Source organism: Anaerostipes sp. MSJ-23 (assembly GCF_018918155.1).
Classification (GTDB): domain Bacteria; phylum Bacillota; class Clostridia; order Lachnospirales; family Lachnospiraceae; genus Anaerostipes.
The window spans coordinates 135,069-161,676 of sequence record NZ_JAHLPY010000001.1; the positions used below are offsets into that span (position 1 = coordinate 135,069).

22 protein-coding genes and 1 pseudogene are annotated in these 26,608 nt (G+C 35.6%); 4 read left to right on the forward strand and 19 right to left on the reverse strand.

From position 1 onward, the window contains the following. Positions 1-13: 13 nt before the first annotated feature. Positions 14-2,203, reverse strand: coding sequence for an anaerobic ribonucleoside-triphosphate reductase (nrdD, locus tag KQI71_RS00735; RefSeq protein ID WP_216433092.1), 2,190 nt, complete (start codon positions 2,201-2,203; stop codon positions 14-16). A gap of 214 nt (positions 2,204-2,417) precedes the next feature. Next, a complete protein-coding gene (locus KQI71_RS00740) occupies positions 2,418-2,879 on the reverse strand; it encodes a methylated-DNA--[protein]-cysteine S-methyltransferase (protein ID WP_216433094.1) in 462 nt (153 codons plus the stop codon). A 183-nt stretch (positions 2,880-3,062) separates the two neighbouring features. On the opposite strand from KQI71_RS00740, the gene KQI71_RS00745 reads away from it, so the two are divergent. Next, positions 3,063-4,364 carry an HlyC/CorC family transporter gene (locus KQI71_RS00745; RefSeq protein WP_216433096.1) on the forward strand — a complete coding sequence of 434 codons (1,302 nt, stop codon included), beginning with the start codon at positions 3,063-3,065 and terminating at the stop codon, positions 4,362-4,364. 110 nt (positions 4,365-4,474) lie between these two features. Here KQI71_RS00745 and KQI71_RS00750 read toward each other — a convergent pair whose 3' ends face one another. From KQI71_RS00750 to KQI71_RS00760, 3 genes are read right to left on the reverse strand one after another with little or no spacing between them, the layout of a single operon-like run. After that, a complete protein-coding gene (locus KQI71_RS00750; protein ID WP_216433098.1) occupies positions 4,475-8,236 on the reverse strand; it encodes a phosphoribosylformylglycinamidine synthase in 3,762 nt (1,253 codons plus the stop codon). Positions 8,237-8,249: 13 nt separating this feature from the next. After that, positions 8,250-9,197, reverse strand: a complete 948-nt coding sequence (locus KQI71_RS00755; RefSeq protein ID WP_216433099.1) for a M14 family metallopeptidase — start codon at positions 9,195-9,197, stop codon at positions 8,250-8,252. Beyond that, positions 9,194-10,132, reverse strand: coding sequence for a M14 family metallopeptidase (locus tag KQI71_RS00760; RefSeq protein WP_216433101.1), 939 nt, complete (start codon positions 10,130-10,132; stop codon positions 9,194-9,196). The genes KQI71_RS00755 and KQI71_RS00760 overlap by 4 nt, the downstream gene beginning before the upstream one ends. Positions 10,133-10,305: 173 nt before the next feature. Here KQI71_RS00760 and KQI71_RS00765 point away from each other — a divergent pair, with 173 nt between their 5' ends. Next, the gene (locus tag KQI71_RS00765; protein ID WP_216433103.1) at positions 10,306-10,614 is read left to right on the forward strand and encodes a DUF1292 domain-containing protein; all 309 of its coding nucleotides are present in this window, start codon (positions 10,306-10,308) and stop codon (positions 10,612-10,614) included. Between the two features lie 40 nt (positions 10,615-10,654). Here the strand turns inward: KQI71_RS00765 and KQI71_RS00770 are convergent, their stop codons facing one another. The 6 genes from KQI71_RS00770 to KQI71_RS00795 form a co-directional block, all read right to left on the reverse strand. Continuing rightward, the gene (locus KQI71_RS00770) at positions 10,655-11,188 is read right to left on the reverse strand and encodes a DUF1653 domain-containing protein (protein WP_253287864.1); all 534 of its coding nucleotides are present in this window, start codon (positions 11,186-11,188) and stop codon (positions 10,655-10,657) included. Beyond that, positions 11,160-13,040 (reverse strand): ATP-dependent helicase, encoded by a 1,881-nt coding sequence (locus KQI71_RS00775; protein WP_216433105.1) that lies wholly within the window; start codon positions 13,038-13,040, stop codon positions 11,160-11,162. Before KQI71_RS00775 ends, KQI71_RS00770 begins: the two co-directional genes overlap by 29 nt. Then, the gene (gene gltX / locus KQI71_RS00780; RefSeq protein ID WP_216433107.1) at positions 13,028-14,497 is read right to left on the reverse strand and encodes a glutamate--tRNA ligase; all 1,470 of its coding nucleotides are present in this window, start codon (positions 14,495-14,497) and stop codon (positions 13,028-13,030) included. Before gltX ends, KQI71_RS00775 begins: the two co-directional genes overlap by 13 nt. A gap of 69 nt (positions 14,498-14,566) precedes the next feature. Continuing rightward, positions 14,567-15,772, reverse strand: coding sequence for a [FeFe] hydrogenase H-cluster maturation GTPase HydF (gene hydF, locus KQI71_RS00785; protein WP_216433109.1), 1,206 nt, complete (start codon positions 15,770-15,772; stop codon positions 14,567-14,569). Positions 15,773-15,787: 15 nt separating this feature from the next. Beyond that, positions 15,788-16,729: a DNA/RNA non-specific endonuclease gene (locus KQI71_RS00790; RefSeq protein WP_216433111.1), complete on the reverse strand. Its 942-nt coding sequence runs from the start codon at positions 16,727-16,729 to the stop codon at positions 15,788-15,790. Further along, positions 16,726-17,136: a hypothetical protein gene (locus KQI71_RS00795; protein WP_216433113.1), complete on the reverse strand. Its 411-nt coding sequence runs from the start codon at positions 17,134-17,136 to the stop codon at positions 16,726-16,728. The genes KQI71_RS00790 and KQI71_RS00795 overlap by 4 nt, the downstream gene beginning before the upstream one ends. 125 nt (positions 17,137-17,261) lie before the next feature. On the opposite strand from KQI71_RS00795, the gene KQI71_RS00800 reads away from it, so the two are divergent. Beyond that, positions 17,262-18,533 carry a lyase family protein gene (locus KQI71_RS00800; RefSeq protein WP_216433115.1) on the forward strand — a complete coding sequence of 424 codons (1,272 nt, stop codon included), beginning with the start codon at positions 17,262-17,264 and terminating at the stop codon, positions 18,531-18,533. Positions 18,534-18,577: 44 nt separating this feature from the next. Here the strand turns inward: KQI71_RS00800 and KQI71_RS00805 are convergent. Further along, positions 18,578-19,990, reverse strand: a pseudogene (locus KQI71_RS00805) (aspartate ammonia-lyase). 255 nt (positions 19,991-20,245) lie between these two features. On the opposite strand from KQI71_RS00805, the gene KQI71_RS00810 reads away from it, so the two are divergent. Beyond that, positions 20,246-20,689: an Lrp/AsnC family transcriptional regulator gene (locus KQI71_RS00810; protein ID WP_216433117.1), complete on the forward strand. Its 444-nt coding sequence runs from the start codon at positions 20,246-20,248 to the stop codon at positions 20,687-20,689. On the opposite strand, the gene KQI71_RS00815 is transcribed toward KQI71_RS00810, so the two are convergent. From KQI71_RS00815 to KQI71_RS00845, 7 genes are all read right to left on the reverse strand, one after another. After that, on the reverse strand, positions 20,690-21,190 hold the full coding sequence (locus tag KQI71_RS00815; protein ID WP_216433119.1) for a prolyl-tRNA synthetase associated domain-containing protein: 501 nt from the start codon (positions 21,188-21,190) through the stop codon (positions 20,690-20,692). A gap of 72 nt (positions 21,191-21,262) precedes the next feature. After that, positions 21,263-22,972 carry a phosphoenolpyruvate--protein phosphotransferase gene (ptsP, locus tag KQI71_RS00820; protein WP_216433120.1) on the reverse strand — a complete coding sequence of 570 codons (1,710 nt, stop codon included), beginning with the start codon at positions 22,970-22,972 and terminating at the stop codon, positions 21,263-21,265. 34 nt (positions 22,973-23,006) lie between these two features. Beyond that, positions 23,007-23,270, reverse strand: a complete 264-nt coding sequence (locus tag KQI71_RS00825; protein ID WP_216433122.1) for an HPr family phosphocarrier protein — start codon at positions 23,268-23,270, stop codon at positions 23,007-23,009. A gap of 199 nt (positions 23,271-23,469) precedes the next feature. Continuing rightward, positions 23,470-23,961: a CAT RNA binding domain-containing protein gene (locus KQI71_RS00830; RefSeq protein WP_216433124.1), complete on the reverse strand. Its 492-nt coding sequence runs from the start codon at positions 23,959-23,961 to the stop codon at positions 23,470-23,472. Positions 23,962-23,971: 10 nt separating this feature from the next. Then, complete coding sequence (gene hflX, locus KQI71_RS00835; RefSeq protein WP_216433126.1) at positions 23,972-25,210, reverse strand: GTPase HflX; 1,239 nt, start codon at positions 25,208-25,210, stop codon at positions 23,972-23,974. 6 nt (positions 25,211-25,216) lie between these two features. Further along, on the reverse strand, positions 25,217-25,654 hold the full coding sequence (locus KQI71_RS00840; protein WP_216433128.1) for a hypothetical protein: 438 nt from the start codon (positions 25,652-25,654) through the stop codon (positions 25,217-25,219). Between the two features lie 23 nt (positions 25,655-25,677). Beyond that, positions 25,678-26,526 (reverse strand): MurR/RpiR family transcriptional regulator, encoded by an 849-nt coding sequence (locus KQI71_RS00845; RefSeq protein WP_216433130.1) that lies wholly within the window; start codon positions 26,524-26,526, stop codon positions 25,678-25,680. Positions 26,527-26,608: the final 82 nt, after the last annotated feature.

Here is a 26,608-nt window from a genome sequence, read left to right on the forward strand (position 1 = left end):
TTTGTTTTCCTTCCTACAGATGAAGAACACGATCTTTAATTTCCTGGGTACGACCCTGGTTCCAGAATTGTGTTCCAATGTATCCACAGGTACGTCTTGCAACAAACATATGATCTTGATCTGTATTTCCACAATTTGGACATTTCCAAATTAATTTTCCAGATTCTTCTTCTACAATCTGTATTTCTCCATCATATCCACAAATTTCACAATAATCACTCTTTGTATTTAATTCCGCGTACATGATATTTTCATAGATAAATTGCATTACAGAAAGTACTGCCGGAATATTATTCTGCATATTCGGTACTTCAATATAACTAATCGCACCTCCTGGAGATAGTTTCTGAAATTCTGATTCAAATGCCAGCTTACTAAATGCATCAATCTTTTCTGTCACATGCACATGATAACTATTGGTAATATAATTTTTATCGGTAACACCTGGAATAATACCAAAACGTTTTTGAAGACATTTTGCAAATTTATATGTTGTAGATTCCATCGGTGTTCCATAAACAGAATAACTGATGTTTTCTGCTGCTTTCCATTCATTACATTTATCGTTTAGTTTTTGCATAACACTCAACGCAAATTTCTTTCCTTCTGGATCTGTATGTGTCTTTCCTGTCATACGAACACACATCTCATAAAGACCTGCATATCCAAGAGAAATCGTAGAATAACCATTATATAAAAGTTTATCAATCTTTTCTCCCTTTTTCAGTCGCGCAAGTGCTCCATGCTGCCATAAGATCGGTGCAACATCCGATATGGTTCCAAGTAATCTTTCATGACGGCATCGTAAAGCTCTATGACATAATTCCAAACGATCTTCAAGAATTTTCCAAAAAGCATCCATATCCCCTTCTGAACTGCAGGCAACATCAACCAAATTGATCGTTACTACTCCCTGATTAAAACGTCCATAAAATTTATGACTTCCATCTGGATTTCTTTGTGCATCTTCCACGGTAAGGAATGAACGACATCCCATACATGGATATACTTCCCCTTGTTTTAAAGAACGCATTACTTTTGCTGAGATATAATCTGGCACCATTCGTTTGGCAGTACATTGGGCTGCTAATTCTGTTAGATACCAATATTTAGAATTCGAATGAATATTATCATCATCCAGTGCATAAATCAGTTTTGGAAATGCTGGTGTAATCCATACACCCTTTTCATTTTTTACTCCTTGAATTCTCTGTTTTAATACCTCTTCAATTACCATAGCAAGATCATCTCTTGTCCTTCCTTCTGGAACCTCATCAAGGTACATAAAGACTGTAACAAACGGAGCCTGACCATTGCATGTCATCAAAGTTACCAATTGATATTGAATCGTCTGAATTCCCTGTTCGATTTCGTCACGTAAACGCATTTCTGTAATCTGATCGATAATTTTATCATCCATAGATTCTCCACATGCTTTTCGTTCTTTTACAACATTCTTTCGAAGCTTTTGACGGCTGACATCAACAAATGGAGCCAAATGAGCGAGTGTAAAAGACTGACCACCATACTGATTGCTTGCAACTTGTGCAACGATCTGTGTAGTCACATTACATGCCGTAAAAAAAGAATGGGGTTTTTCAATCATCGTCTCGCTGATAACTGTTCCATTCTGTAACATATCTTCTAAATTAATCAAGTCACAATTGTGTTCCTTTTGTGCGAAATAATCGGAATCATGGAAATGAATGATCCCTTCCTCATGGGCTTTCATAATTTCATCTGGTAAAAGCACTCGTTTCGTAAGATCCTTGCTAACTTCTCCGGCCATATAATCTCTTTGTGTTGAGTTAATTACTGGATTTTTGTTTGAATTTTCCTGATTGACTTCTTCATTGATATTTTCCAGAAGGGATAAAATTCCATCATCTGTCGTATTGGATTTTCTTCTTAACTCCCGGCGGTATCGGTACCGAACATATTTCTGTGCTACTTCATAACCTCTCATCTCCATAATACCGGTTTCCACCATGTTCTGAATATCTTCTACATCAACGGCATGAGATGAATTCTTTACCTGCTGTGCTACCTTTTCTGCAATAGCCATGATCTGGTATTGATTCATCCTGTGGATTCTTGAAACCTCCTGATTTGCTTTCTTGACCGCATTGATAATCTTATTCACATCAAATGCGACCTCTTCGCCATTCCTCTTTATAATCTTTGTCTTGATTCTAGAGCTCATAATCCCTCACCTTTGCATTTTTCTATTTGCCACTAAATATAGTCCTTTTTCGTCGTTCAAAACACCATATCTTGTGGCGCAATAATTATCTTACACTCTTTTTTAAAAAAAAGAAAGGGTTGACTTTTTGAAAATTCTTTTTTTTTACAAATTTTCTAAATGCTCTGAGAGAATAAAAACAGACTTAATCCGCATAACAAAGCCATCTTCTCTATTAAATGGCATGTTCCAGTTGTAATAAATATTCTTTTAATTCCATTCCTCCAGCATATCCTGTTAAAGATCCGTTCGCCCCAATCACCCGATGACAGGGAACAACGATTACAATTGGATTCTGATTATTTGCCATTCCAACTGCACGACATCCTTTCGGAATTCCAATTCGTTCTGCAATTTCTTTATAAGTACAAGTAGATCCATATGGAATTTTGCAAAGTTCTCTCCATACCTTTTGTTGAAATTCTGTTCCGTGAAAAGAAAGCGGTAAATCAAACTCTTTTCGATCACCACAGAAATATTCTGTCAGCTGATAGGCTGCCTGCTGAATCAGATGTGTTTCTTTTTTCTTTCCATCAATTGGATCATGTGGGTGATAATAAATTCCACAAATTCCATGACTATCTTGTGCAATTGTTAATTTTCCAATTGGAAATCTATAATCATAATAGTATCTCATATCTTTTCTCCTTTTTTGTCTTATTTTATCATATTTTATAAAATTGACAAGGTTTGATCCAACTAACTTCTTTGTTTCTTTTTTTATAATCTTTTACCAACTCTTGACACTTTCTGCTTTTTTTCGTAAGATGATGATAATTGAACTTAAAAATAATATTATCATTTTAGGAGGGATTGAAACGTGGACCCCAGTGTCATATTTCAAATCATTGCAATCATTATTTTGCTGGCATTATCTGCCTTTTTCTCGTCGGCCGAAACCGCTTTAACTACTATTAACCATCATGCAATGCGTGCTATGGCAGAAGATGGAAACCGACGTGCTTCCATTGTATTAAAACTTGCAGAACATCCAAATCAGATGCTTTCAAGTATTCTTGTCGGAAATAACCTTGTAAATATTTCCGTGACATCTTTGACTACAACCATTGCAATCAGTGTCTTTGGAAATATGGGAGCAGGAATCGCTACCGCAGTCATCACTATACTGGTTTTGATTTTCGGTGAAATTACGCCAAAGACATATGCAACCATTAACAATACAAAGATTTCTTTATCTTACGCACCGATCATCTATGTATTTACAAAAATCATGACTCCGGTTGTCTTTATTGTAAATAAGATTTCCGCTGTGATCCTAATTATTTTCCATATCGATTCTAGTCAGTCAAAACAAGTCATGACAGAACGCGAACTTCGTACCATTGTCGATGTCGGACATGAAGATGGTGTCATCGAAGATGATGAAAAGGATATGATTGATAATGTCTTTGACTTTAAAGACTCTATTGCCAAAGATATCATGGTGCCAAGAATTGATGTTTCCTTTGTACCACTCGATGCTTCTTATGATGAAGTTATGAAAGCTTTCATGGATGCAGGATATTCCAGACTTCCTGTTTATGATGGAAGCAAAGATAAAACTGTTGGAATTGTTTATCTTAAAGATGTATATTTTTATCGCAATAAACATCGTGGAGAAATTTTCCATTTAAAAGATGTGATTCGTAAACCGTTTTTCACCTATGAAACACAAAAAACTTCCAGTCTGCTCGCTCAGATGCGTGAAAAATCTGTAAGTTTTGCTATGGTCCTAGATGAATATGGTACAACTGCAGGATTGATCACTTTAGAAGATATTGTTGAAGAAATTTTTGGTGAAATTCGTGATGAATATGATACCGATGAGACATCAACATTTCGTGAACTTGAAGATGGTTCTTATATGGTAACCGCTTCTATGAAACTTGATGATTTAAACGATCTTCTAGATACAGATTTTGATTCAGAAGATTATGATTCTCTTGGTGGATACATTATTGAATTATTGGATCACCTTCCAAAGGAAAATGAAACAGCACAAGATGATCAGTTTATCTTTAAAGTTGTTCATGTCGATAAAAACCGTATGGAAACCATTCATATGATCCCAAAGAAAAAAAAGAATCAAGAAAATAAAGAGACAGATAATAAAACAGAATAAAACGACTTGCAAAAATCAAAATCCTGGTAGGAAATACCAGGATTTTTTCATTTTTATCGATATAAAAAACCTCCTGCTAAAATTTTAGCAGAAGGTTTTTTTGTTTTTCCTTATTTGAAGTAGTTTACTCCAGACTCAAAAATCTTTTGATCTTTATTTCCATAGATATTCATACCTACATAAGTATCACGTCGTTCAGAATGTCCCATCTTACCAAGAACTCTTCCGTCTGGACTTGTAATACCTTCAATTGCAAAGTAAGAACCGTTTGGATTGTAATCTTCATCCATTGTAGGATCTTCTCCAAGATCAACATACTGTGTTGCTACCTGTCCATTTGCGAACAGCTGATCTATCACATCATAATCTGCAACAAAGCGTCCTTCTCCGTGTGATACAGGAATGCTGAAAACATCTCCCACGTTTACTTCATTAAACCATGGAGATAGGTTCGATACAACTTTTGTATACGCAATCTTAGATACATGACGTCCAATACGATTTGTTGTCAATGTTGGAGCATTGGCTGTCGTCTGATCAACAATTTTTCCTTCTGGAACAAGTCCCAGTTTGATTAATGCCTGGAATCCATTACAAATACCAAGTGCCAAACCATCTCTGTTATTTAACAGATCCATAACTGCTTCTTTTAATTTTGCATTTCTAAATGCGGCAGCGATGAATTTTGCAGAACCTTCTGGCTCATCACCTGCACTAAATCCTCCTGGGAACATGATCATCTGAGATTCTTTAATTGCTTTTTCAAATACTTCTACCGAATCACGAATTCCCTGTGCATCCAGATTTTTGAATACTTTCGTGATAACATTGGCTCCTGCACGTTCAAATGCTCGTGCAGAATCATATTCACAGTTTGTTCCTGGGAAGACTGGAATGAATACTGTTGGTTTCGCAACTTTATTCTTACATACATATACATTTCCTTTTGTATAAATTCTTCCCATATTTAATGATTCTTGTTTTCCTTCAGATTTTGTTGGGAATACACTTTCCAATGGTTTTGTCCATGCTTCCAAAGCATCTTCCATCGAAATTACTTCTTCACCAAAGACGAACTCATGTTTCTTTGTAATTTCACCAAGCAATAATCCAGGAATTCCAAGTTTATGAATATCTCTTGTGTCCATTTCTACAACAAAAGATCCAAAGTGTGGTCGTGTCAAATCATCAAGCGTTACTTCTTCATCAAAAATGACTCCATAACGGTTTCCAAATGCCATTTTTGCAACAGCTTCGATTGTTCCACCTGCACCAATTGCATAAGCAGATTTGATCTCTCCTGATTGAATCAGTTTATGAATTCTTCTATAAATTTTCTTCACTTCTGCATAAACTGGAAGATGATATGCATCCTCTGGAATACACAGACGAATCAAGCGGTTTCCTGGTTTCTTTAATTCTGGTGTAACTACATCTTTTACATTCGCAACATCAACAGCAAAAGAAACTAATGTCGGAGGTACATCAATGTCATTGAAAGTACCAGACATACTATCTTTTCCGCCAATCGCTGCAAGGCCAAAACCAATCTGTGCCTGATATGCACCAAGTAAAGCTGCAACCGGCTGTCCCCAACGTGTCTTATCTTCTCCAAGACGTTTGAAATATTCCTGGAATGTCAAACGAATATTTCTATAATCTCCACCTGACGCTACGATTTTTGCAATTGATTCTGTAATTGCGTAAACAGCTCCATGGAATGGACTCCATTTAGATAAATATGGATCAAATCCATAACTCATCATCGTAACTGTATCTGATTCACCTTCCAGAAGTGGCAATTTTGCAATCATCGTCTGAATTGGCGTCATCTGATATTTTCCACCGTATGGCATAGTAACTGTTGCTGCTCCGATAGAACTGTCAAACATTTCAACCAGTCCTTTCTGAGAGCATACATTTAAGTTAGATAATGTATCTTTACAGATTTCCTCAAAAGAACGTGTCTCTTCTTTCTTATTAAAATAAGATTCTACGCGATGAGGAATTTCTACATAAACTTCTGTTTCCTGATGCGCACCATTTGTATCAAGAAAAGCTCTTGAGATATTTACAATATCTTTTCCTCTCCATGTAAGAACCAATCTTGGTTCTTCTGTTACGGTTGCAACAGCAACTGCTTCCAGATTTTCTTCTGCTGCATAAGCAAGGAACTGATCAACATCTTTTGGATCTACAACAACAGCCATACGTTCCTGAGATTCAGAAATCGCAAGTTCTGTTCCATCAAGTCCTGCATATTTCTTTGGTACCTTATCAAGATCTACTGTTAATCCATCTGCAAGTTCTCCAATAGCAACAGATACTCCACCAGCACCAAAGTCATTACATTTTTTAATCAGACGGCTAACTTCTTCTCTTCGGAATAATCTCTGAATTTTTCTTTCTGTTGGCGGATTACCTTTCTGTACTTCTGCTCCACATGTTTCGATTGATTCTTCTGTATGAACTTTTGATGATCCTGTTGCTCCTCCGCAACCATCACGTCCGGTTCTTCCTCCAAGAAGAATGATAATATCTCCAGGATCAGAATTTTCACGAATTACATTCTTTCTTGGTGCTGCACCCATAACTGCACCAATTTCCATACGTTTTGCAACATAATCTGGATGATAAATTTCATTGACCATACCTGTTGCAAGTCCAATCTGATTTCCATAAGAGCTGTATCCATGAGCTGCACCAGTAACGATCTTTCTCTGCGGAAGTTTTCCTTTTAATGTATCTTTCAGTGGAACTGTAGGATCTGCTGCACCAGTTACACGCATTGCCTGATATACATAAGAACGTCCAGAAAGCGGATCTCGGATTGCTCCTCCAAGACAAGTAGCTGCGCCACCAAATGGTTCAATTTCTGTTGGATGATTATGTGTTTCATTTTTGAAACTAATCAGCCATTCCTCTTCTGGTTTTCCATCAACAGAAACAGGAACAACAATGCTGCATGCATTGATTTCGTCGCTCTCTTCCATATTATCAAGAATACCGTCTTTTTTCAGTCTTCTCATAGCCATCAGTGCCATATCCATCAGACATACGAACTTATCTTCTCTTCCAGCAAAAATACTTTCATGATCTGCCATGTATTCATCATAAGCTGTCTTTAATGGAGCTTGATAAAATCCATCCTGAAATTCTATTTTTGTAAGCTCTGTAGAGAATGTTGTATGACGACAATGATCAGACCAGTAAGTATCAAGTACACGAATTTCTGTCATCGATGGATCTCTTTTTTCTTCATATTTAAAATAATTTTGAATATGAAGAAAATCTTTAAATGTCATTGCAAGGTTTAAAGAATCATATAATTCTTTTAAAGGAGCTTCTTCCATATCCTTGAAACCATCAAAAATCTTCACATCAGCTGGCTCTTCAAAATCCATAATCAAAGTTTCTGGTTTTTGTGCAGATGCTTCTCTAGAATCCACTGGATTGATGCAATATTCTTTAATTTCTTTCAGCTGTTCCTCTGTTAAATTTCCTTTGACTACATAAGTTGTCGCACTTCGAATCAGTGCCTCTTCATCTTCGTTTAAGAGTTTTACACACTGCTCTGCGGAATCAGCTCTCTGATCAAATTGTCCTGGAAGAAATTCCACACTAAATGATACTTCTCCATCTTCTTTTGGAAATTCTTCTTCATAAACATCATCTACCGGAGGTTCGCTGAATACAGTCATTAATGCTTTCTGATAACTTTCATCGGAAAGATTCTCGACATCATAACGAATCAGAACACGAACATCTTCGATATCAAGTCCGAGGTACTGACGTAACTCTTCGCGCAGTTCTTTTGCTTTGACTGCGTAGTCTTTTTTCTTTTCTACATAGACTCTCTTTACTTTACCCATAGTTTCCTCCCATTTACTCATGTAGTTTCTTTATCACTTGAAATGCGGTTGCATTTTCCAAGATCGTTGGCTGGTTTGCACAGAAAAATACAATTCCATCCACACTCGAGCGAACTTCGGATAAAAGCGTTCCTTCATAAGGATCCAGAATCTCTCCAAGAAGTTGTCCTCGATGTACCTCCTCATCGATCTTTGCAAAACGTCGGAAAAATCCTGCACTAGTTGCTTTTACCTGAACCATATCCTCTTCTTCTATAATACTCGCAATATACCCATTATGGCAATTATATTTTAAAATTCCCATTCTGGTTAAGAATCGAAGGACTGCAGATACTGCCTGTTTAGCGAGCTTTTCATCTACATTTCCGGTTGCCCCGGAATAAATAGAAAATGCATCTGTTCCTTCTATTTGCCAATTATAGTTGAGTGTGCTTTTATCAAAATTTCTCTGTTTACTTGTGATTACATATGGCAATCCAAATAAATTAGCCAAACTGGCGCTTTCTTTTCCTGTGGAAGACATCCTTACATGTGGAATAAAATCTCCATGTCGATAAAAAGATGGAAAATGGATTCCATAACGAAATCCTTTAATTTTCTGAAACAAATTGGCAGCCAGCCGGCTTGTCGGTTCTCCGTCAAAATTTCCCGGAAACTGCCGGTTAATATCACTATTATCAGAAACCCAATATTTTTTTCTTACATTCATAGAAAAATTATTCACACAGGGAATGACTAAAATCTGGTTTTCCCCTATGATAGCACCGCTTGCCTCAAGTTCCTTTAGACGTCTGACAAGAAGCGAACAGATATACAACTGCTGATACTCGTTTCCTCTCATGGAACCTACAATACAAGCAGCCGGCTCTGCATCTTCTCCGTTTTTCCCGAAACGATATCCAATAATAGAAAATTCATTTCTCAAATAAGAGCCAGATGTATATAGTGTTTCTTTTATCATAAGTGATTTCCTCCAATAATTCTTGCCACCAGGGATCCCTCAGCTACGCCTGGATGTTCTCTTAAGGTCATTAAGATACCATCTTCCGGAGCTATGATTTCTTCCTCTACAGCGCCAAGCAATGGATTAATGATTCTCCCGATACATTCTCCCTGTCTGACTTCCTCTTTTAGTTTTTTATGTGATACAAAAAGTCCGCTGGATTCGCAATTTAAATAAATCATCTGATCTTCTTTTACAATTGGTACTTTTTTCCCTTCTTTTACCGGTCCATTCCAGATACCAAGTTCTTTCATTACTGCAAAAATTCCTTCTATAATTTGCTCGCAATATTCATATTTAATTCGAAACGCTGCTCCAGACTCTGTTACAAGCGTTGGAATCCCAATCTGGTTTAACGCATAGGAAAGACTTCCTTCATTTACTGTCGCTGATGGATGAACCCACACAAGTTCTGTATTCATAAATCTTGAAATACGCATCAGTTCTTCACTATAGTCGTCATTGATACGAACCTGAGGCACTTCTTGCAAAAAAATATTACTGGAATGAATATCAATACAACAGGAAGCTCCTTTGATGTCTTCAATCAGACAATGAGCTGTATAACCTTCCAAGTCCCCGTCTGGATCTCCTGGGAATACTGTACTGTAATCCATATCAGAAATTGGTACAACACGCGTTCGTGCATCCAAACCAAGAGGATTAATTGCCGGATAAACGTCCACGATACCAGAAAGCAATGAAAAATCACTTTTAATTCTTCGGATGATCTCACTGCAAATATATTGCCCACCCAGTTCATCTCCATAAATTCCTGTAACCAGACAGATTCTGTTCTCTTTTCCGGTCAACTGATCCGGTGTTAAAGAATTCTTTTTAATCTTCAATTCCTCACCAATCGGCAGCTTTACAGATACTACTGTCTCTATCATTCTTTCAGCCTCTTTCTACTCTTTTGTCATTTTTGTCTCTCTGCTTGTGTTGTATCGTATCATAGAAAAAATACATTGTCAATGAAGGTCTCTTTTATGTTTTTTCAGCCTTTTCTTGCTTTTTTGCTTTAGATTTAGTATAGTGAAAAAAACAACAGAAATGAGGTGTTACTATGAGTGAATTTGAAGAAGACGTAGTTGTTGAAGAGGAAAATCCCGTTCTCCATCTTGAACTTGAAGACGGAACAAACGTTGATTGTGCCGTGATTGCACTATTTGAAGTCGATGGACAAGACTATATCGCTCTTGTATCCGTTGAAGAACTAGAAAGCGATAACGAAGAAAGTGCACTCCTGATCTATCGCTATGTCGCTTCTGAAGATGAAGAATCCTTTAGCCTTGACAATATCGAAAGCGATGAAGAATTCGAAAAAGTCACAGCTGCACTTGATGAAATCATGGAAGAAGACGACGAAATATAAGAAAAAGAATCCTTGTGATGCTTTCACAGGATTCTTTTTTTTACCTCAATCTAGAATTTCTTTCATATTGAATTTTTGTTCTTAAAATTTTGACCAATTCTTCGTATTTTTCTTCTGGCCCTTCTCCAGTTAAAACACAGTCCATAGAAAGACTCATGGATTCAAGCATTGTTTCAGAAATTGATTCCTTATACTTTAAAAGAACATTCAACCGTTCTTCATGGGTACTTGCATCAAGAAATTCAAGAAGCGGATTATCTTCCTCAAAAAATTCTTCCACTGGCTGTTCTTTCTTTTGCTCTTTTTCTACACTTTTAGAAAATTGCTCTTTTTCTTCTTCCGGCGAAACCTTTTCAAATCGAAATTTTTGTGAAATTTCCGGATATTTTTTATGATCGACGGGACTTAAAAACATCTCCAGTGGTCTTGCATAAATTTTAAAATTTCCATATAAAGCCTGATAAATAACAAGTTTTTCTCCTGTTTCTGAATGTATCGCAATCGTTATAATCTGATATAAGTTATTTTTAAAATGGCGATAAAATTCACCAGCTCTTGGCATTTGTCTTTCCATGATTGAATTCTCCCTCCTGTCTGTTTTTTTGTTTTGCTTCTCTTAGAAATCTTGATTTACGACTTTCTTTGTTATAGAGCTTCTCAACTGAAAATATATGTAAATATTTTTTAGCCCTTGTCACTGCTACATAAAACATACGGCGTTCTTCTTCAATATCTTCTTCCTTTACCGATTTTTTATATGGAATTACGCCCTCATTAACATCCGGTAAAAATACATGATCAAACTCCAATCCCTTAGAACTATGCATCGTACTAATAATAACACCGTCTTGTATTTCTTGTTTTTTCTCTGACTGCCGTTTTAGTTCCTGTGTATATTCCTCAATATAAGCAAACCATTCTTCAAATGTATCATACCCTTTTGCGGTTTCCTGAAGCTCCTCTAAAATTTGAGTCAATTCTTCTTCTCTCATTCTTCGAAATCTTGCATATTCTGCAAGATAAGCATTATATCCAATTGATTTCCGAATATAATTAATTGCTGCTAATGGTGTCATTTTACTAAGAACCCTGAGATCCTCTCTCATTTCTTCAATTGCATCATAAAGCCACTCTTTATCTTTTGATAATTCCAGTAATTTTTCAAAAGACACTTCGGTTTCTGTCAAATAATCTCTTCGAATATAACGATTCGGACGATTCATAACGCGAAGAAATGTACTTCTCCTGCGATCTCCCATAGCAAGCTGCATATAATCTATCATGTTTCTGGCAATCCAGTGTTCAAATATATTTGGAACGGTATCTTTCATACAAAATGGAATATTATATGCCATTAGTGTGCTTACAAGCTGACGTGGTCCCTGATTCGTTCTTGTCAAAATGGCAATTTTAGAAAGTTGCGTTTTTTTTGCCATTTCTTCTCGAATCATCATGGCAAGATGTCGATTTTCTTCTCTTTGATCTTTAAATATTCGTATGTCTACTGGATATAAACTTCCAACAAAAGATTTCATTTCCTTTGGAAAACGTTTTTTATTATGTATAATGACTTGTTCTGCAAAATCAACGATTTCCTTTCCAGAACGATAATTTGTATTTAAAATAATTTTTTTAGTTTCTTTATAATCCTTCGGAAAACCAAGCATTAATTCTGGTCTTGCTCCACGAAATTTATAGATAGACTGATCATCATCTCCGACAATAAATAAATTGTTAAACGGTTGTGCAAGCATCTTAACAATTTCATATTGCACTTTATTAATGTCCTGAAATTCGTCAATTAAAATATAAGGAAATTTTTGCTGCCAAGCCTTTCTAATATCTTTTCTCTCTTTTAATAACTCATAAGTATAAACAAGAATGTCATCGAAATCAATTTGTCTCTTTTGATGCAGCTTTTTTTCATATTGCTTAAATATCTTGCGAAAAATATCTTCTCCGCAGTTCTTACTATAATAATATTCCAAAGAAAGCATCTGCCCCTTGACCAAGCTAATTTCTTGTAAAACTGACCGAATAAAATCTGCTTCATCATCAATTTCTAAATTTTCTTCATAAAGAATTTCACGAATCATCTCATATTTCTTTGATTCTGGCAAAATATTTTCCACACGATAATGATAGGCATATTTTAAAATTGTAAAAAATACAGAATGAAAGGTTCCAAAGGAAACCGGCAGGGAGCACCCTGCCATCCTTTGAAACCTCTCTTTCATTTCTCCCGCTGCGGCTCTGGTAAAAGTAATAACCAAGATCCTTTCCGGCGGTATATGGTATTGTTCAATCAGATACTGCACCCTTTTCGTAATAACAAGGGTTTTCCCTGATCCCGGTCCTGCAAGCACCATCATTGGACCGTCTTTATGCATTACGGCTTTCTTTTGGACCTGACTTAGTTCTCCCAATCAGTCTCGTCCTCCAATTTTTTGATAGCAGCTTCAATTCTCTTGATAGATTCTTCTTTTCCAAGAATTTCCATCAATTCCGTAGCACCGCCTGGTGTCATCTGTTTTCCAGATACTGCAGTACGAACTGGCCACATCACATATCCATTCTTATATTCATGCTCCTTTGCAAATGCAAGAAGCATTTCATATAAAGCATCATTTGTAAAATCTTCCTGTTTTTCAATCACTGGAAGAATTTCTTTTAACACTTCACAAGCTGTTTGTGGTGTTGTTTTCATTTTCTTATGTTTGTACATAGAAACATCATAATCTGGAACTGCCTCAAAGAAATCAATATGCTCTGGAATTTCTGTAAACAATTCAATTCTTGTTTTCACCATAGATAAAATCTTATCAAAATCCATATCTCTGTGAATTGTTTCTTTTACATATGGCATTGCCAGTTCTTTGAAACGATCAAAGTCCATTGCTTTGATATATTCTCCATTCATCCACGCAATCTTCTTCATATCAAAAACTGCTGGTGTCTTAGACATATGTTTATAATCAAACACTTCTTCCAGTTCTTTCAAAGAATAAATTTCTCTTTCTCCTCCTGGACTCCATCCAAGCAGTGCAACAAAGTTTACAATTGTTTCCGGCAAAAATCCCTGTTCAATCAGATCTTCGAAAGAAGAATGTCCTTTTCGTTTGCTTAATTTATGATGTTCTTCATCTGTAATCAATGGACAATGAATATAAATTGGTTTTTCCCATCCAAAAGCATCGTAAAGACGATTATATTTTGGAGTAGAAGACAAATATTCATTTCCACGAACAACATGTGTAATTCCCATTAAATGATCATCTACAACATTTGCAAAATTATAAGTTGGATATCCATCTGATTTGATCAGAATCATGTCATCTAACTCGATATTATCCACTGTAATTTCCCCATAAATTTCATCAACAAAAGAGGTTGTACCTTCTGTTGGATTGTTTTGGCGAATAACATATGGAATACCTGCATCTAATTTTGCTTGTACTTCTTCTTTACTTAAAGAAAGACAATGTTTGTCATAATGGCTAATTGTCACATCTCCTGATTTAACTTTTAATGTATCCAGTCGTTCCTGATCACAGAAACAATAATATGCTTCTCCTTTTTCAATCAGTTTTTTTGCATACTTTAGATAAAGACCCTCTGCTTGACGTTCACTTTGAACATAAGGTCCAACTCCGCCATCCTTATCTGGTCCTTCATCGTGATGAAGCCCTGCTTTTTCCAGGGTATTATAAATAATCTGCTCTGCACCTTCAAGCTGTCTTTCCTGGTCAGTGTCCTCAATTCTTAAAATAAAATCTCCGCCTGCATGTCTAGCAATTAAATATGCATACAATGCAGTTCTTAAATTTCCCACATGCATTCTTCCTGTGGGACTTGGTGCAAATCTTGTTCTAACTTTGCTCATTCTTGCCTCCCAATGATATTTGTTTTTCTCTATTCTACATAAATTTTCATTTTTTGTAAAGAAGCATACCTAAATCTCATCAAGGATCATGGATGCCAACGGAAATGGTTGAAGACTTCTTTTTAAAATTCCCTGAATTGCTGCAATTAAAATTCCATAGTTCACAATTGGAACTCCTGCTTCCTTCACTCTGGCAATTCTATTTTTCATTTCTCTTCTATTTAAAGTACATCCACCACAATGAATCACGAGGTCATAGGATGCAAGATCATCCGGAAACGTATTTCCGCTACTTGTATGAATTTCAAACTCTTTTCCTGTATACTGACCAAGCCATCTTGGAATTTTTACTGTCCCAATATCATCACACTGTCTGTGGTGTGTACATCCTTCTGCAATCAAAATCTTTGCTCCTTCTTTTAACTGCTCCAGTGCTTTGACGCCTTTTACTTCCTCTTCAAGATCTCCTTTATATCTTGCAAATAAGATAGAAAAAGACGTCAGCATAATATCTTTTGGTACATCTGCTGCTACTTTAGAAAACACCTGAGAATCTGTGATCACAAGAGATGGTTTCTTTCCAAGCGCTTCTAATGTTTCCCTTAATTCATATTCCTTAACAACAATTGCCGTAGCATCTGATTCCAGAATATCACGAATGGTTTGCTGCTGCGGAAGAATCAATCTTCCCTTTGGCGCAGCCTTATCAATCGGAACAACAAGCACAACAAAATCTGATGGCTGAATCAAGTCTCCTACAATTTGGAATTTTTCTTCTTCCGAAGGTACTAATTTCCCAATTTTTTCTTTTAATTCAAAAATACCTTCTTTCGTCATTGCACTCACAAAAACTGCATGATCTTCCTGCCAAATATTTTTATGAAGATCCATTTTATTATACACTTTTAAATACGGAATCTTCTTTTCTTCTATCAAATGAATCATGTCTTTTTCAAAATCTGTGATTCCTTCTTGTGCATCAATAACAACCAATGCGATGTCTGCTTTATTTAAAACTTCCTTTGCCTTTTTGACACGTTTTTCCCCAAGTTCACCTTCATCGTCAAGACCTGGCGTATCAATCATAACAACTGGTCCAAGCGGTAAAAGTTCCATTGCCTTATATACCGGATCGGTTGTTGTTCCTTTTATATCAGATACAATTGCCAATTCCTGATTTGTCAAGGCATTGATAACACTTGATTTTCCTGCATTTCTCTTACCAAACAATGCAATGTGAAGCCTGTCTCCTCTTGGTGTCTGATTTAAACTCATATTTACCCTTTCTTTCTATCTTTGCGCCTTTCGGTACCCAGCAGCTTTTGCTGCTTTTTCATTAGGAAAGACTTTTAAATTGCTGGAATTTGCCATCTTGTCATAATCTTTCTGTCCAGGACAATGATAGACTTTAGAACGACTATTTCCACGAATTTCCATGTTGCTATTTTTTTGAGATGATGATGCTGTTTTATGTTGTGTTCTTCGAATTGTCGATGCTGTTGTTTCTACGTGAACACTACTGCTTTTTTTACTCTCACCGGTTTTGTAATCAATCTTAATTCCATCTTGCACATTATATACAAATACATTAAACTCGATATCTTCGCCTTTATCTTCGACTGACATTGCTTCCATCTGGACACCTTTAGCTACTAAATTATTTCCTTCAAAAACTGGTGTCACACGATATAAAACATGATTTCCTGTCTCACGCACATAATCTCCTACCATTTCTTCATAGGGAAGCATCCCATCCACATTAAAAGAACGAGTTCCCGTAATCAGATTCTTCTGATTCGCATTTTCTCCACTTAGCTGATAGGCAATCAAATGACAACGATTATACAAATATTTTCCTTCCACATTATCATATTTTACTGCATGCCATCCTGTTGGCTTTACCATACTAATTGTTCCACGCTTTGTCGTTGGCATAAGATCTTTTCCAACACAAGCTTCTGCTGTTTGACATCTTCCCTCAGAATCCAACTGACTATAAGATTCAAAAGATTTCATTGTTAAATCTCTCGACGAAAAATTTGGTTTATTATGATTAACAACAACCGTCATCTCCCCAGAATAATCCGGAATATGATTTGCCGATACTGATTTTTGTTTTTTGGCTGTCACAATGTTTGAACTTTGACTCGATGTACCTTCCTGACATCCGCAAAGAGATACCGCCATCAACATTGCCAATAAAACAGCATATAGTTTTCTGCTTATTTTCATTCTCTTTCTCCTTTAATATAAATTTCTTCTGTGATTTGATGAGAAGAGCCTTCAAATTCTTTTGTCTCAACCAGTTGCCACTGATCTAGGGACAAATCAAAAAACATATCCGCCGGATAAATTTTATTCCACCAGAAGATGATTATTTTTTTAATTTCCTTTTCTAAAGGAAGCAATGATTGATCTTCCACAAGACAATAATCATTCTCTCCTGCTTTTTCAAGGAAATCTTTACACACTACCCGGTTTTGAAATTCCTGATAAAGTTTTTCTGATGTTTCATTCATGAAAACTTTTGCATCCTTGACAATTTCCTTCATGCGCTGTCTTAAGATCCGATCTTGGCTTTGCCTTCGGTCATGAAAGCGCATACCGCCTTTATCGTCCAGACAAATCATAACGATCATAAATATTTCCCCTTTCCTTAAGAATATGTATCGCTCTTTTCTTAAAACAGTATATACTATTTTAAGAAGAAAACCTAGAATTTTTCAAAAATTCGCTGTATGATAAAAATATAGGAGGCACTTTTATGAACGAAACAAAAAAAGCATTCGAAAATTTTCACTTAAACAATCGTACGGTTCATACTTCTTTGATTGATTCCATGATTCTTGTAAAACAGGCTGCCATCACTGCCATGAAAAATCTCTCTTTAATAGAAGAAACAAAAGCAGATGCTATTTTAAATGCCTGTCATTTTTTTCTGTCGAATGATGACCGGTCCATGTTTCCAACCAATCCCCTGCAGGGAGGTGCTGGAACTTCCACTAACATGAATGTCAATGAAGCTCTTTCTTTAAAAGCAATGGAACTTTGTCCAGCTGTTGGGCATATTCACCCATTAGATGATGTAAATCGCTTTCAATCTACGAATGATGTCTATCCAACAGCTCTTCGAATTGCTTCTATTTCATGGATACGAAAACTAAGCAAAGAAATTTCTATGCTTCAGGAATCCTTACAAGAAAAAGAGCATATCTTTGCTTCTATTAAAAAAATCGGTCGAACTCAACTAATGGATGCCCTCCCGATTACACTTGGAAATGAATTTGGCTCCTATGCTCAGGCAATTGCCCGAGACCGATGGCGTATTTATAAGGTAGAAGAACGTCTTCGTCAGGTAAATCTTGGAGGCACTGCTGTTGGAACTGGAAGTAATGCAAACCGAAAATATACTTTCCTTGTAATTGAAATTTTACGTGACCTTACAGATATTGGCCTTTCCAGAGCAGAATATCCAATGGATCTGACACAAAATCAAGATGTTTTTGTCGAAGTTTCTGGCCTTTTAAAGGCACTCGCAGTCAACCTCATGAAAATAAGCAATGATCTTCGTCTAATGAATTCAGATCCCTATCAGGAAATTTGCTTGAAACCAATGCAAAAGGGTTCTACTATCATGCCCGGAAAAGTCAATCCTGTCATTCCAGAAATGATCAGTCAGGTAGCTATTCAGGTTGTTGGAAATGATGCTGCTATTTCCTATGCTGCCATGAGTGGACAATTTGAATTAAATGCATTTCTCCCACTCATTGCTGATAATCTGTTAAACAGCTTAGAACTTTTAACAAATGGAGTCCATATCTTTCGTGAAAAATGCATTGAACCATTAACAGTAAATATGAATGGATGCAAAAGACATCTTCTTTCTGTTACTGCAGCGGTTACATCTCTTGTTCCGCTCATTGGATATGAAAAGGCAGAACATCTGGCACAAAAATCCAACCATGATTTTTCCCTTTTAAAAAAACTAGCAAAAAAAGAACTAAAACCTGAAGATTTTTCTAAAATCTTCGAATAAAAAAAAGGCAATGCCACAAAAATCGCATTGCCTTTTTTCTATCCTTAAGAAACTGCCTTTATTTTTTCTCTCATTTTTTTAGGCTGTGTCATTTTCTCTGGTTTTAAAATATCTTCCAATTCCTTTTCTTTTAAAAGCCCAGCTTCAAGAACTAATTCCTTAATCGTCTTTCCTGTTTTTAATGAAATCTTTGCAATATTGGCTGCTTTTGTATAACCAATATAAGGACATAATGCAGTAGAAATTCCAACGCTCTTTTCGATGTAATCCATACATTGTTTTTTATTTGCCGTAATTTCTGTAACACAATGCTGTGTCAAAGTTTTTGCCGCTTCCTTTAATGTATCAATCGATTCAAACAAATGATGAAATAAAACTGGTTCAAACGCATTGAGCTCCAGCTGTCCAGCCTCTGCCGCCATTGTAATCGTACAATCATGACCAATGATCAAATATGCAACTTGAGATACAACTTCTGGAATCACCGGATTCACTTTTCCAGGCATAATAGAAGAACCATTTTGTCTTGCTGGAAGATTAATTTCTGCAATTCCCGTCTTTGGTCCAGAAGACATCAAACGCAAATCATTCGATATCTTGGAAAGATTCACTGCACATGTTTTCAGTGCATTGGATACACTAACAAAACCATCCAAATTCTGTGTCGCATCAATTAGATCTTCTGCTTGACGAAATGAAATCCCTGTAACTGTACTTAATTGATAACAAACATTGGATAAATAATAAGGCGAAACATTAATTGCTGTTCCAATTGCCGTTCCTCCTAGATTAACTACTTTCATCTCTTCCATCACACGATTTAACCTGTGAATATCTCTAGAAAGAACTCTTGAAAATGCATGAAAACTTTGTCCAAGTCTCATTGGAACCGCATCTTGAAGTTGTGTTCTTCCCATTTTGAGAATATCATCAAATTCTTCTGCTTTTCTCTCCATAGCAGCTTGTAATTTCTGTAGCTGTAATAAAGCTTTGGGTAAAAGTCTAAGAACCGTAAGTTTTCCTGCAGTTGGAATTACATCATTGGTTGACTGCGACATATTAACATGATCGTTTGGATGAACCATTGTATAGTCTCCTTTTTCTCCACCAAGAATTTCAATTGCACGATTAGCAATGACCTCATTTACATTCATATTTGCAGATGTTCCAGCGCCACCCTGTATTGTATCAACAATAAATTGATCTCTCAATTTTCCACTTAAAATTTCATTACAAGCCTTCACAATTGCTTCTTCTCTTTCTTTTGAAAGATTTCCAGCTTTTTTATTTGTCATTGCTGCTGCTTTTTTAATTGTTACGATGCTATCAATAAAAGTAGGATGCATCGGCTGATGAGTGATTTGAAAATTATCGGCAGCGCGCATGCTTTACACTCCATAATAGGCATCTGCCGGTACATTTAAAGTTCCAATTGAATCACTTTCCATTCTGCTCATTGTTTTTCCTCTTTTCTCGTGAATCTCAAAGTTGTCATTTTCATGTGAGAAAGCATATCCTACAAAATTTTTTTCGTAAATACCCTAATATTATTTACAAATTTCCAGAATAAAAAATATTATTTTGCTTTTCTTTTTTTATGAAAAAAGAAAAAAACTTAAAAAAATTAAGTGTTTAACGATTGAAGCTTTTTACAAACTGTATTATACTTAACTTAATAAACGATGATTTTAGACAGCAAAGGAGAACTTATTATGGACGCAATTGATAAAAAAATCATTTCTATTTTACAAAAAAATGCCAGAACCCCGTTAAAAAAAATTGCTGCAGAAGTCTTCTTGACTTCACCAGCTGTTTCTTCGCGTATTGAACGCCTAGAAAAAGAAGGAATTCTAACCGGATTTCACGCTTGCGTTAATCCAATCAAATTAGGATATCACATCAAAGCTTATATCAATTTTGAAATCAGCCCATCTCAAAAACCCGAAGTTTATCCATTTTTACAGTCCCACCCAAATGTCCTAGAATGCGACTGCGTTACTGGCAATTATTCCGTTTTGTTGAAAGTTGCTTTTCCAAGTACCATGGAATTAGATGGGTTTATCGGAGAACTTCAACATTTTGGAAAAACAAGCACTTTGATCGTATTCTCCACTATCGTTGAAAATCGTGGAGTTTCTACTGAAATAAATTCTTGATTATGATCCAATTGAAATCCAATCAAAGGAATTTCCATGATCTTTTATAATTTGTACTAATATATCGGTTTTCATCCAAATGGTAGCTGTATTATCATTTGGATGAACCGCAAGATATTCATATTGTTTCAGGTCTTTATCAAAAAAAACTGCCACTTCTCGATTCTCATCATTTAAAATTCCAAGTGGAGAAACAGATCCTGTCTGTAATTTTAAATATTTTTCAAGTCTCTCTTCCGATGCAAAACTTAATCTGGAACTTCCAATCTCGTCACGAACAAATTTTAAATCTGCCTGTTTATCTTCCTGTATGACTATTAGAAAATGATGTTTCCCACTTCCATCTCTTAAAAAAAGATTTTTTGCTCCTATTCCATTTTCATGCTGCCACAATCCTGACTTTTCAATATCTTCCACGGTATACATCGGTTCATGTTCGATTAATTCATATGTTGTATGATAACGTTTTAATGTATCTAATACAATCTTTCTATCATTCATTTTTCCCTCCAAAAAATAAAAAACTGATATACCATCGGCATATCAGTTTTTTCCTTTATGATTTAAAAAATCTTAGCTTCTTGCTCTTTCCTGAAGTAATGCTTTTACTTCTGCTTCTGTTGATAACTGCATAACTTCTTCTGCTAATGCTTTACATTCATCCATTGTCCAAAGAGACATAACTTTTCTTGTTGCAAGAATAGCTGTAGCACTTACAGAGAATTCATTTAATCCAAAAGCTAATAAAACAGGAACTAATAATGGATCACTTGCAGCTTCTCCACACATACCTGCCATAATTCCTTCTTTGTTTGCAGCACCAATGATGTTTCTAATAGAACGAAGTACTGCTGGATTATATGCAGAATACAGATAAGCTACATCCGGGTTACCTCTGTCAGCAGCCATTGTATATCCTGTAAGGTCATTTGTACCAATACTAAAGAAATCAGCTTCTTTTGCAAGAATATCTGCGATCAAACTTGCTGCAGCTGTTTCCATCATAACTCCGACTTTGATATCTTTATCATATGCGATACCCTCTGCATCTAACTCTCCCTTAATTTCTTCAATTAAAGCTTTTACTGCACGAAGTTCATCTACACAAGTAACAAGCGGAACCATGATACGAATCTTACCAAATGCACTTGCACGAAGCAATGCTCTTAACTGAGGTTTGTAAATGTCTGGTCTCTGAAGGCAGAAACGAACTGCTCTAAATCCAAGGAATGGATTTTCTTCTGTTGGAAGTCCAAGATATGGAAGAGCTTTATCTCCACCAATATCCAGCGTACGAATAATAACTGGTTTTCCTTCCAGCGTTTCTGCAACTTTTTTGTATGCTTCAAACTGAGATTCTTCAGATGGAACATCATTGCTTTCCATAAATAAGAATTCTGTTCTAAACAGTCCAACACCTTCTCCATCACGCTCCAGGACACCTTCTGCTTCTTCTGGTCCACCAATATTAGCAACCAATTCCACAACATGTCCATCTGCTGTCTGAGATGGTTTTCCTACGAATTTTGCAAGTGCCGCTTTTTCTTCAAGGAATTTTGCCTTCTTTTCTTTGTATTCTTCTACAACGGAAGCTTCTGGATTTACATAAGCATCTCCTGTTGCTCCGTCTAATACAACTTCATCCCCATCTTTTACAATAGAAGTGATGTTTTCAATACTTAATACGGCTGGAATTTCCATAGATCTGCAGATGATTGCAGAGTGAGAAGTTTTTCCACCGATTTCAGTTAACACACCTTGTACATTTTCAGGTTTGATTCCTGCAGTCATGGATGGTGTTAAATCTTCAGCTACCAAAATTGTTCCTTCTGGTACTGCACTAATATCAACATCTTCGATGCCAAGCAGGATTTTGATCAAACGAGTTTTAATATCGCCTAAGTCAGATGCTCTCTGCTGAGTTAACTCATCTTCTGCCATTGCAAAAATCTGTGCGAAGAAATCACATGCTTCTTCTACTGCAGCTTCTGCATTGATTTTTTCTCCATCAATTTTTGCTTCGATCTGTTCAGAGATTGCAGGATCCTGAATCATAAGGATATGTCCTTCTAAAATTTCAGCTTCCTGTTCCCCGGCAGTTACTTTCATTGTTTCAACTAATTTTGTAGTATTATCAATGAAAACTTCAATCGCATCACTTAAACGTTTCTTTTCTGCCTCAGTATCTTCTACTGTAGTCTTTGTGTAATTTAATTCCCGTTCTTTAATTACAACAACCTTACCGATACCAATTCCGGCAGATGCTCCTATACCTTTATACATTTTGCACCCGTCCTTTATTTATCAAATATTCTTCTTATTCCCCTAATCCAGATTCGATTAATTCTGTTGCATGTGCAAGTGCTGCTTCTTCATCAGGACCTTCACATACTAATTCGATTTCAGAACCACATTTGATACAAGCACCAATGATATTTAATAAACTCTTTGCATTGATTTTTTTGTCTTCGTAAATGATTGTTACATCAGATTCGAATTTTGTAACGGCTTTTGCAAGAACTCCTGCTGGTCTCATGTGTAATCCCTGTTCATTTTCAATAACAAATTTCTTTGATACCATAATTAAATCTCCTTCTCTACTATAAAATTATGTGTAATAATGCATCCGGATTGTATACAATACACGCATAAAAAAAGACCTTTCAACAAATGTCTTCACACTTATTAAAAAGGTCTTGCCTGCATTACCAGTCACAATCCATATCCAATACATATATAATACCAAATCTATGAATTTAAGTCAACAAAATTTATATAATTTAAAGTTCCCTTTCCATCATTAATCTTTTTACATAAATAATTAAATACATTTTTTCATCCGCTGATAATTTACAGTTGTAATGACCTTCTATATGTTCCACAATTTTTTGACTGCATATATAAGCTTCTGGATATTTTTTCTGGTTTCTCTCATAAAATTCCACATCATCTTCTTCATCTTCATTACCAATGGACCGATTTGCCTGAATCTCTGATTCCATAAACTCAAGATGTGTGGCAAAGCGCTGATATGCCGGATTTTCTTGATTTAAAGAAACCTCATAAAATTCTTGAATAATTGCCATAATTTCCTGTACAAATGGAGATTTTCCTTTCTGATCTAACGTAAAAATCTTCTCAATTTTATTTTTATCAAGTTCATCTCCAGCTTTTTTTCGGAATCCAATTCCCTTTCCCATTAAGATCACTTCATGTCCATTGGTATCAAATGTACTAACAACATTATTATTAATGACTTTTTGTATAATCATAATTTCCTCCCTAAATACTTCCAAGGATTTCTTTTGGAATATATGCTTGAACATAAATTCCTTCTTCCGTATATTCTTCTTTTAAAAGCTGTCCATAATTTCTTATGATCTGAATCTTTCCTGCTTCGTCATATCCATATGTCTTTTCCAGATACAACTTTTTCTTCTGAAGCATTTCTTCAATTGTCTGAAGAAGCTTTGCTGTACCTTCTCCTGTTTTCCCTGATATTTTTACAACTGCTTCTGCCCTTGGATCTTTTAGTATTTCTTCATCTTTTAAAAGATCGATCTTATTAAATGCCGTAATGACAGAAGATTCATTGGCCCCAAGTTGATTTAATGTATTATAAACTGTTTCCATCTGCTGTTCTTTCTGCGGATTAGATGCATCTACAACATGAAGAATCAAATCACTATATTTTGCTTCTTCTAACGTACTTTTAAAAGCATCTACTAAATGATGTGGAAGTTTTTGAATAAATCCTACCGTATCCGTCATAAGAATCGTTTGCCCACTTTCAAGTTCTACACTTTTTGTTGTTGGATCCAACGTTGCAAATAACTGATCTTCTTCCAAAACCCCAGCATTTGTATAATAATTTAACAAAGTAGATTTCCCGGCATTTGTATAACCAACAATACAAACAACCGGCATATGATTCCGCTGTCTTTGTTTTCTTTGCACTTGTCTGTGCTTGATTACATCTCGAAGTTCTGCTTTTAAATGAGAAATCCTTGTTCGAATTAAACGTCGATCCATCTCAAGTTTTTTCTCTCCTGGTCCTCTTGTTCCAATTCCTCCTCCAAGTCTGGAAAGAGAGGTACCTTTTCCAGTTAATTTAGAAGCCCTATATTTTAGTTGCGCAAGTTCTACCTGAATCTTTCCTTCTCTTGTAAATGCTCTTTTCGCAAAAATATCAAGAATAACTAATGTTCGATCCATAATTTTTGTATCAAGTGCCTGCTCCAAATTTGAAATCTGAGCTGGTGAAAGTTCATCATCACATACAATTCCTGTCGCATCAGTTCCATAAAGAAAGGCCTGTACTTCTTCTATTTTTCCCTTTCCAATATAAGTCCCAGGATGTGGAGCTTCCCTTAATTGAATAACTCGGGCTACAACCTCAGCTCCTGCTGTCTTTACCAGTTCTTCTAACTCATCCAACGATTCCTCTGTTTGCACGGGATCTTCTGTAGCGACCGCAACTAATATTACTTTCTCTTTGATTTCTTTTCTAATCTCTTCCATATAATCTTATTTCCTGTCTTGATTTAAAATTTGTTTTAACGCTATATCAAATGCTTTTTCTTTTGTTGTTTTTTGTTCTTGTTTTTGCTGCTTATACAGGTAATTTTTTTCCTGCTTTTCCTTTTCTATTTGATATTTATCAATGTCCATTCCAATATATTCTCGCGCAGCTCTTGCATCAATGTGCATATCTTTATCCGTAACTATCCATGCATCTACAATTCTATTATCTTTCCCAACTGCAAGCATAACAATGATTGATTTTGACAATGGATTCCTTTGAAAAAATCCCATAGAAATCCTTGCACAATCTCCATATTCTTTCTGAAATTTTTTATATAATGAAATTATATACCTTGATCTCTGATTTTTCATATAAGAATAAGCAAAAAATGCTACAATCGCAAATAAAAGTAGCAAAATCGATACGATCCATGTACTCATATATTACCCATTCTTTCCAATCTTTACAACTTATCTTCTGCAACTGATTCCTCATGTTCTGCCATTTTTTGAAAGAAATCTTCTTTTGTTGAAATCAATAATAAAAAAAGACTATCAATCAAAGACATCGCTGCTACACGAGTAAAGCTAATTTGATTATAAAAAATATGCTCTCTTGTCGCTGTAAGCAAAATATAATCACAAAGATCTGCCAGAGGTGAATGCATATGATTTGTAATCGCTACAATTCTTGCACCTCTTTCCTTTGCAATTTGTACAATTTTTAATAATCTTCTAGAAGCCCCAGAAGCCGAAATTGCAAACACTACATCTCCTGGATTCAATGTTCTTGCAATTGCTTCCTGATCTTCCCATATAATCGAACATACAGCATGAAATCCCATCTGTTTAAATTTATAAGCTCCATCCATTGCAATTGGAATGGTATTTCCCATCGCTGTAAACTCAATCATATCAGCATCCAATACAAGTTGAATAATCTCCTTTAGCTGGTTTGGATCTAAATTTTGAAAAGTTGCCTTAATTTCCTCTACTTTGCTTACCATAATATTCTGAATGGATTCTTCCATATGTTCTACACTAATTTCATTAGAAATTACTTGGTCTTCTTGATATTGCTGTTCGCCAGCCATTTTAATCTTCAAATGATGAAATCCCTTGCATCCTATTTTTTTACAAAAACGAACGATAGTGGCCTGACTCGTATCACAATGTGAAGAAAGCTCTGATACTGACATCTCTATTGCTTCTGAAGGATGCTGAATTAAATAATCCGCAACCTTCTTTTCTGCATCATATAAACTATCATAACTTAAAAAAATCCTATTTCTAACTGACATTTCATTATCCATGATTATTACCTCTGCAAAGTTTGTTTTTATTTTAACATTCTAACAAATTTATTATGACTCTTTTTCTACAGCTTGTCAATTT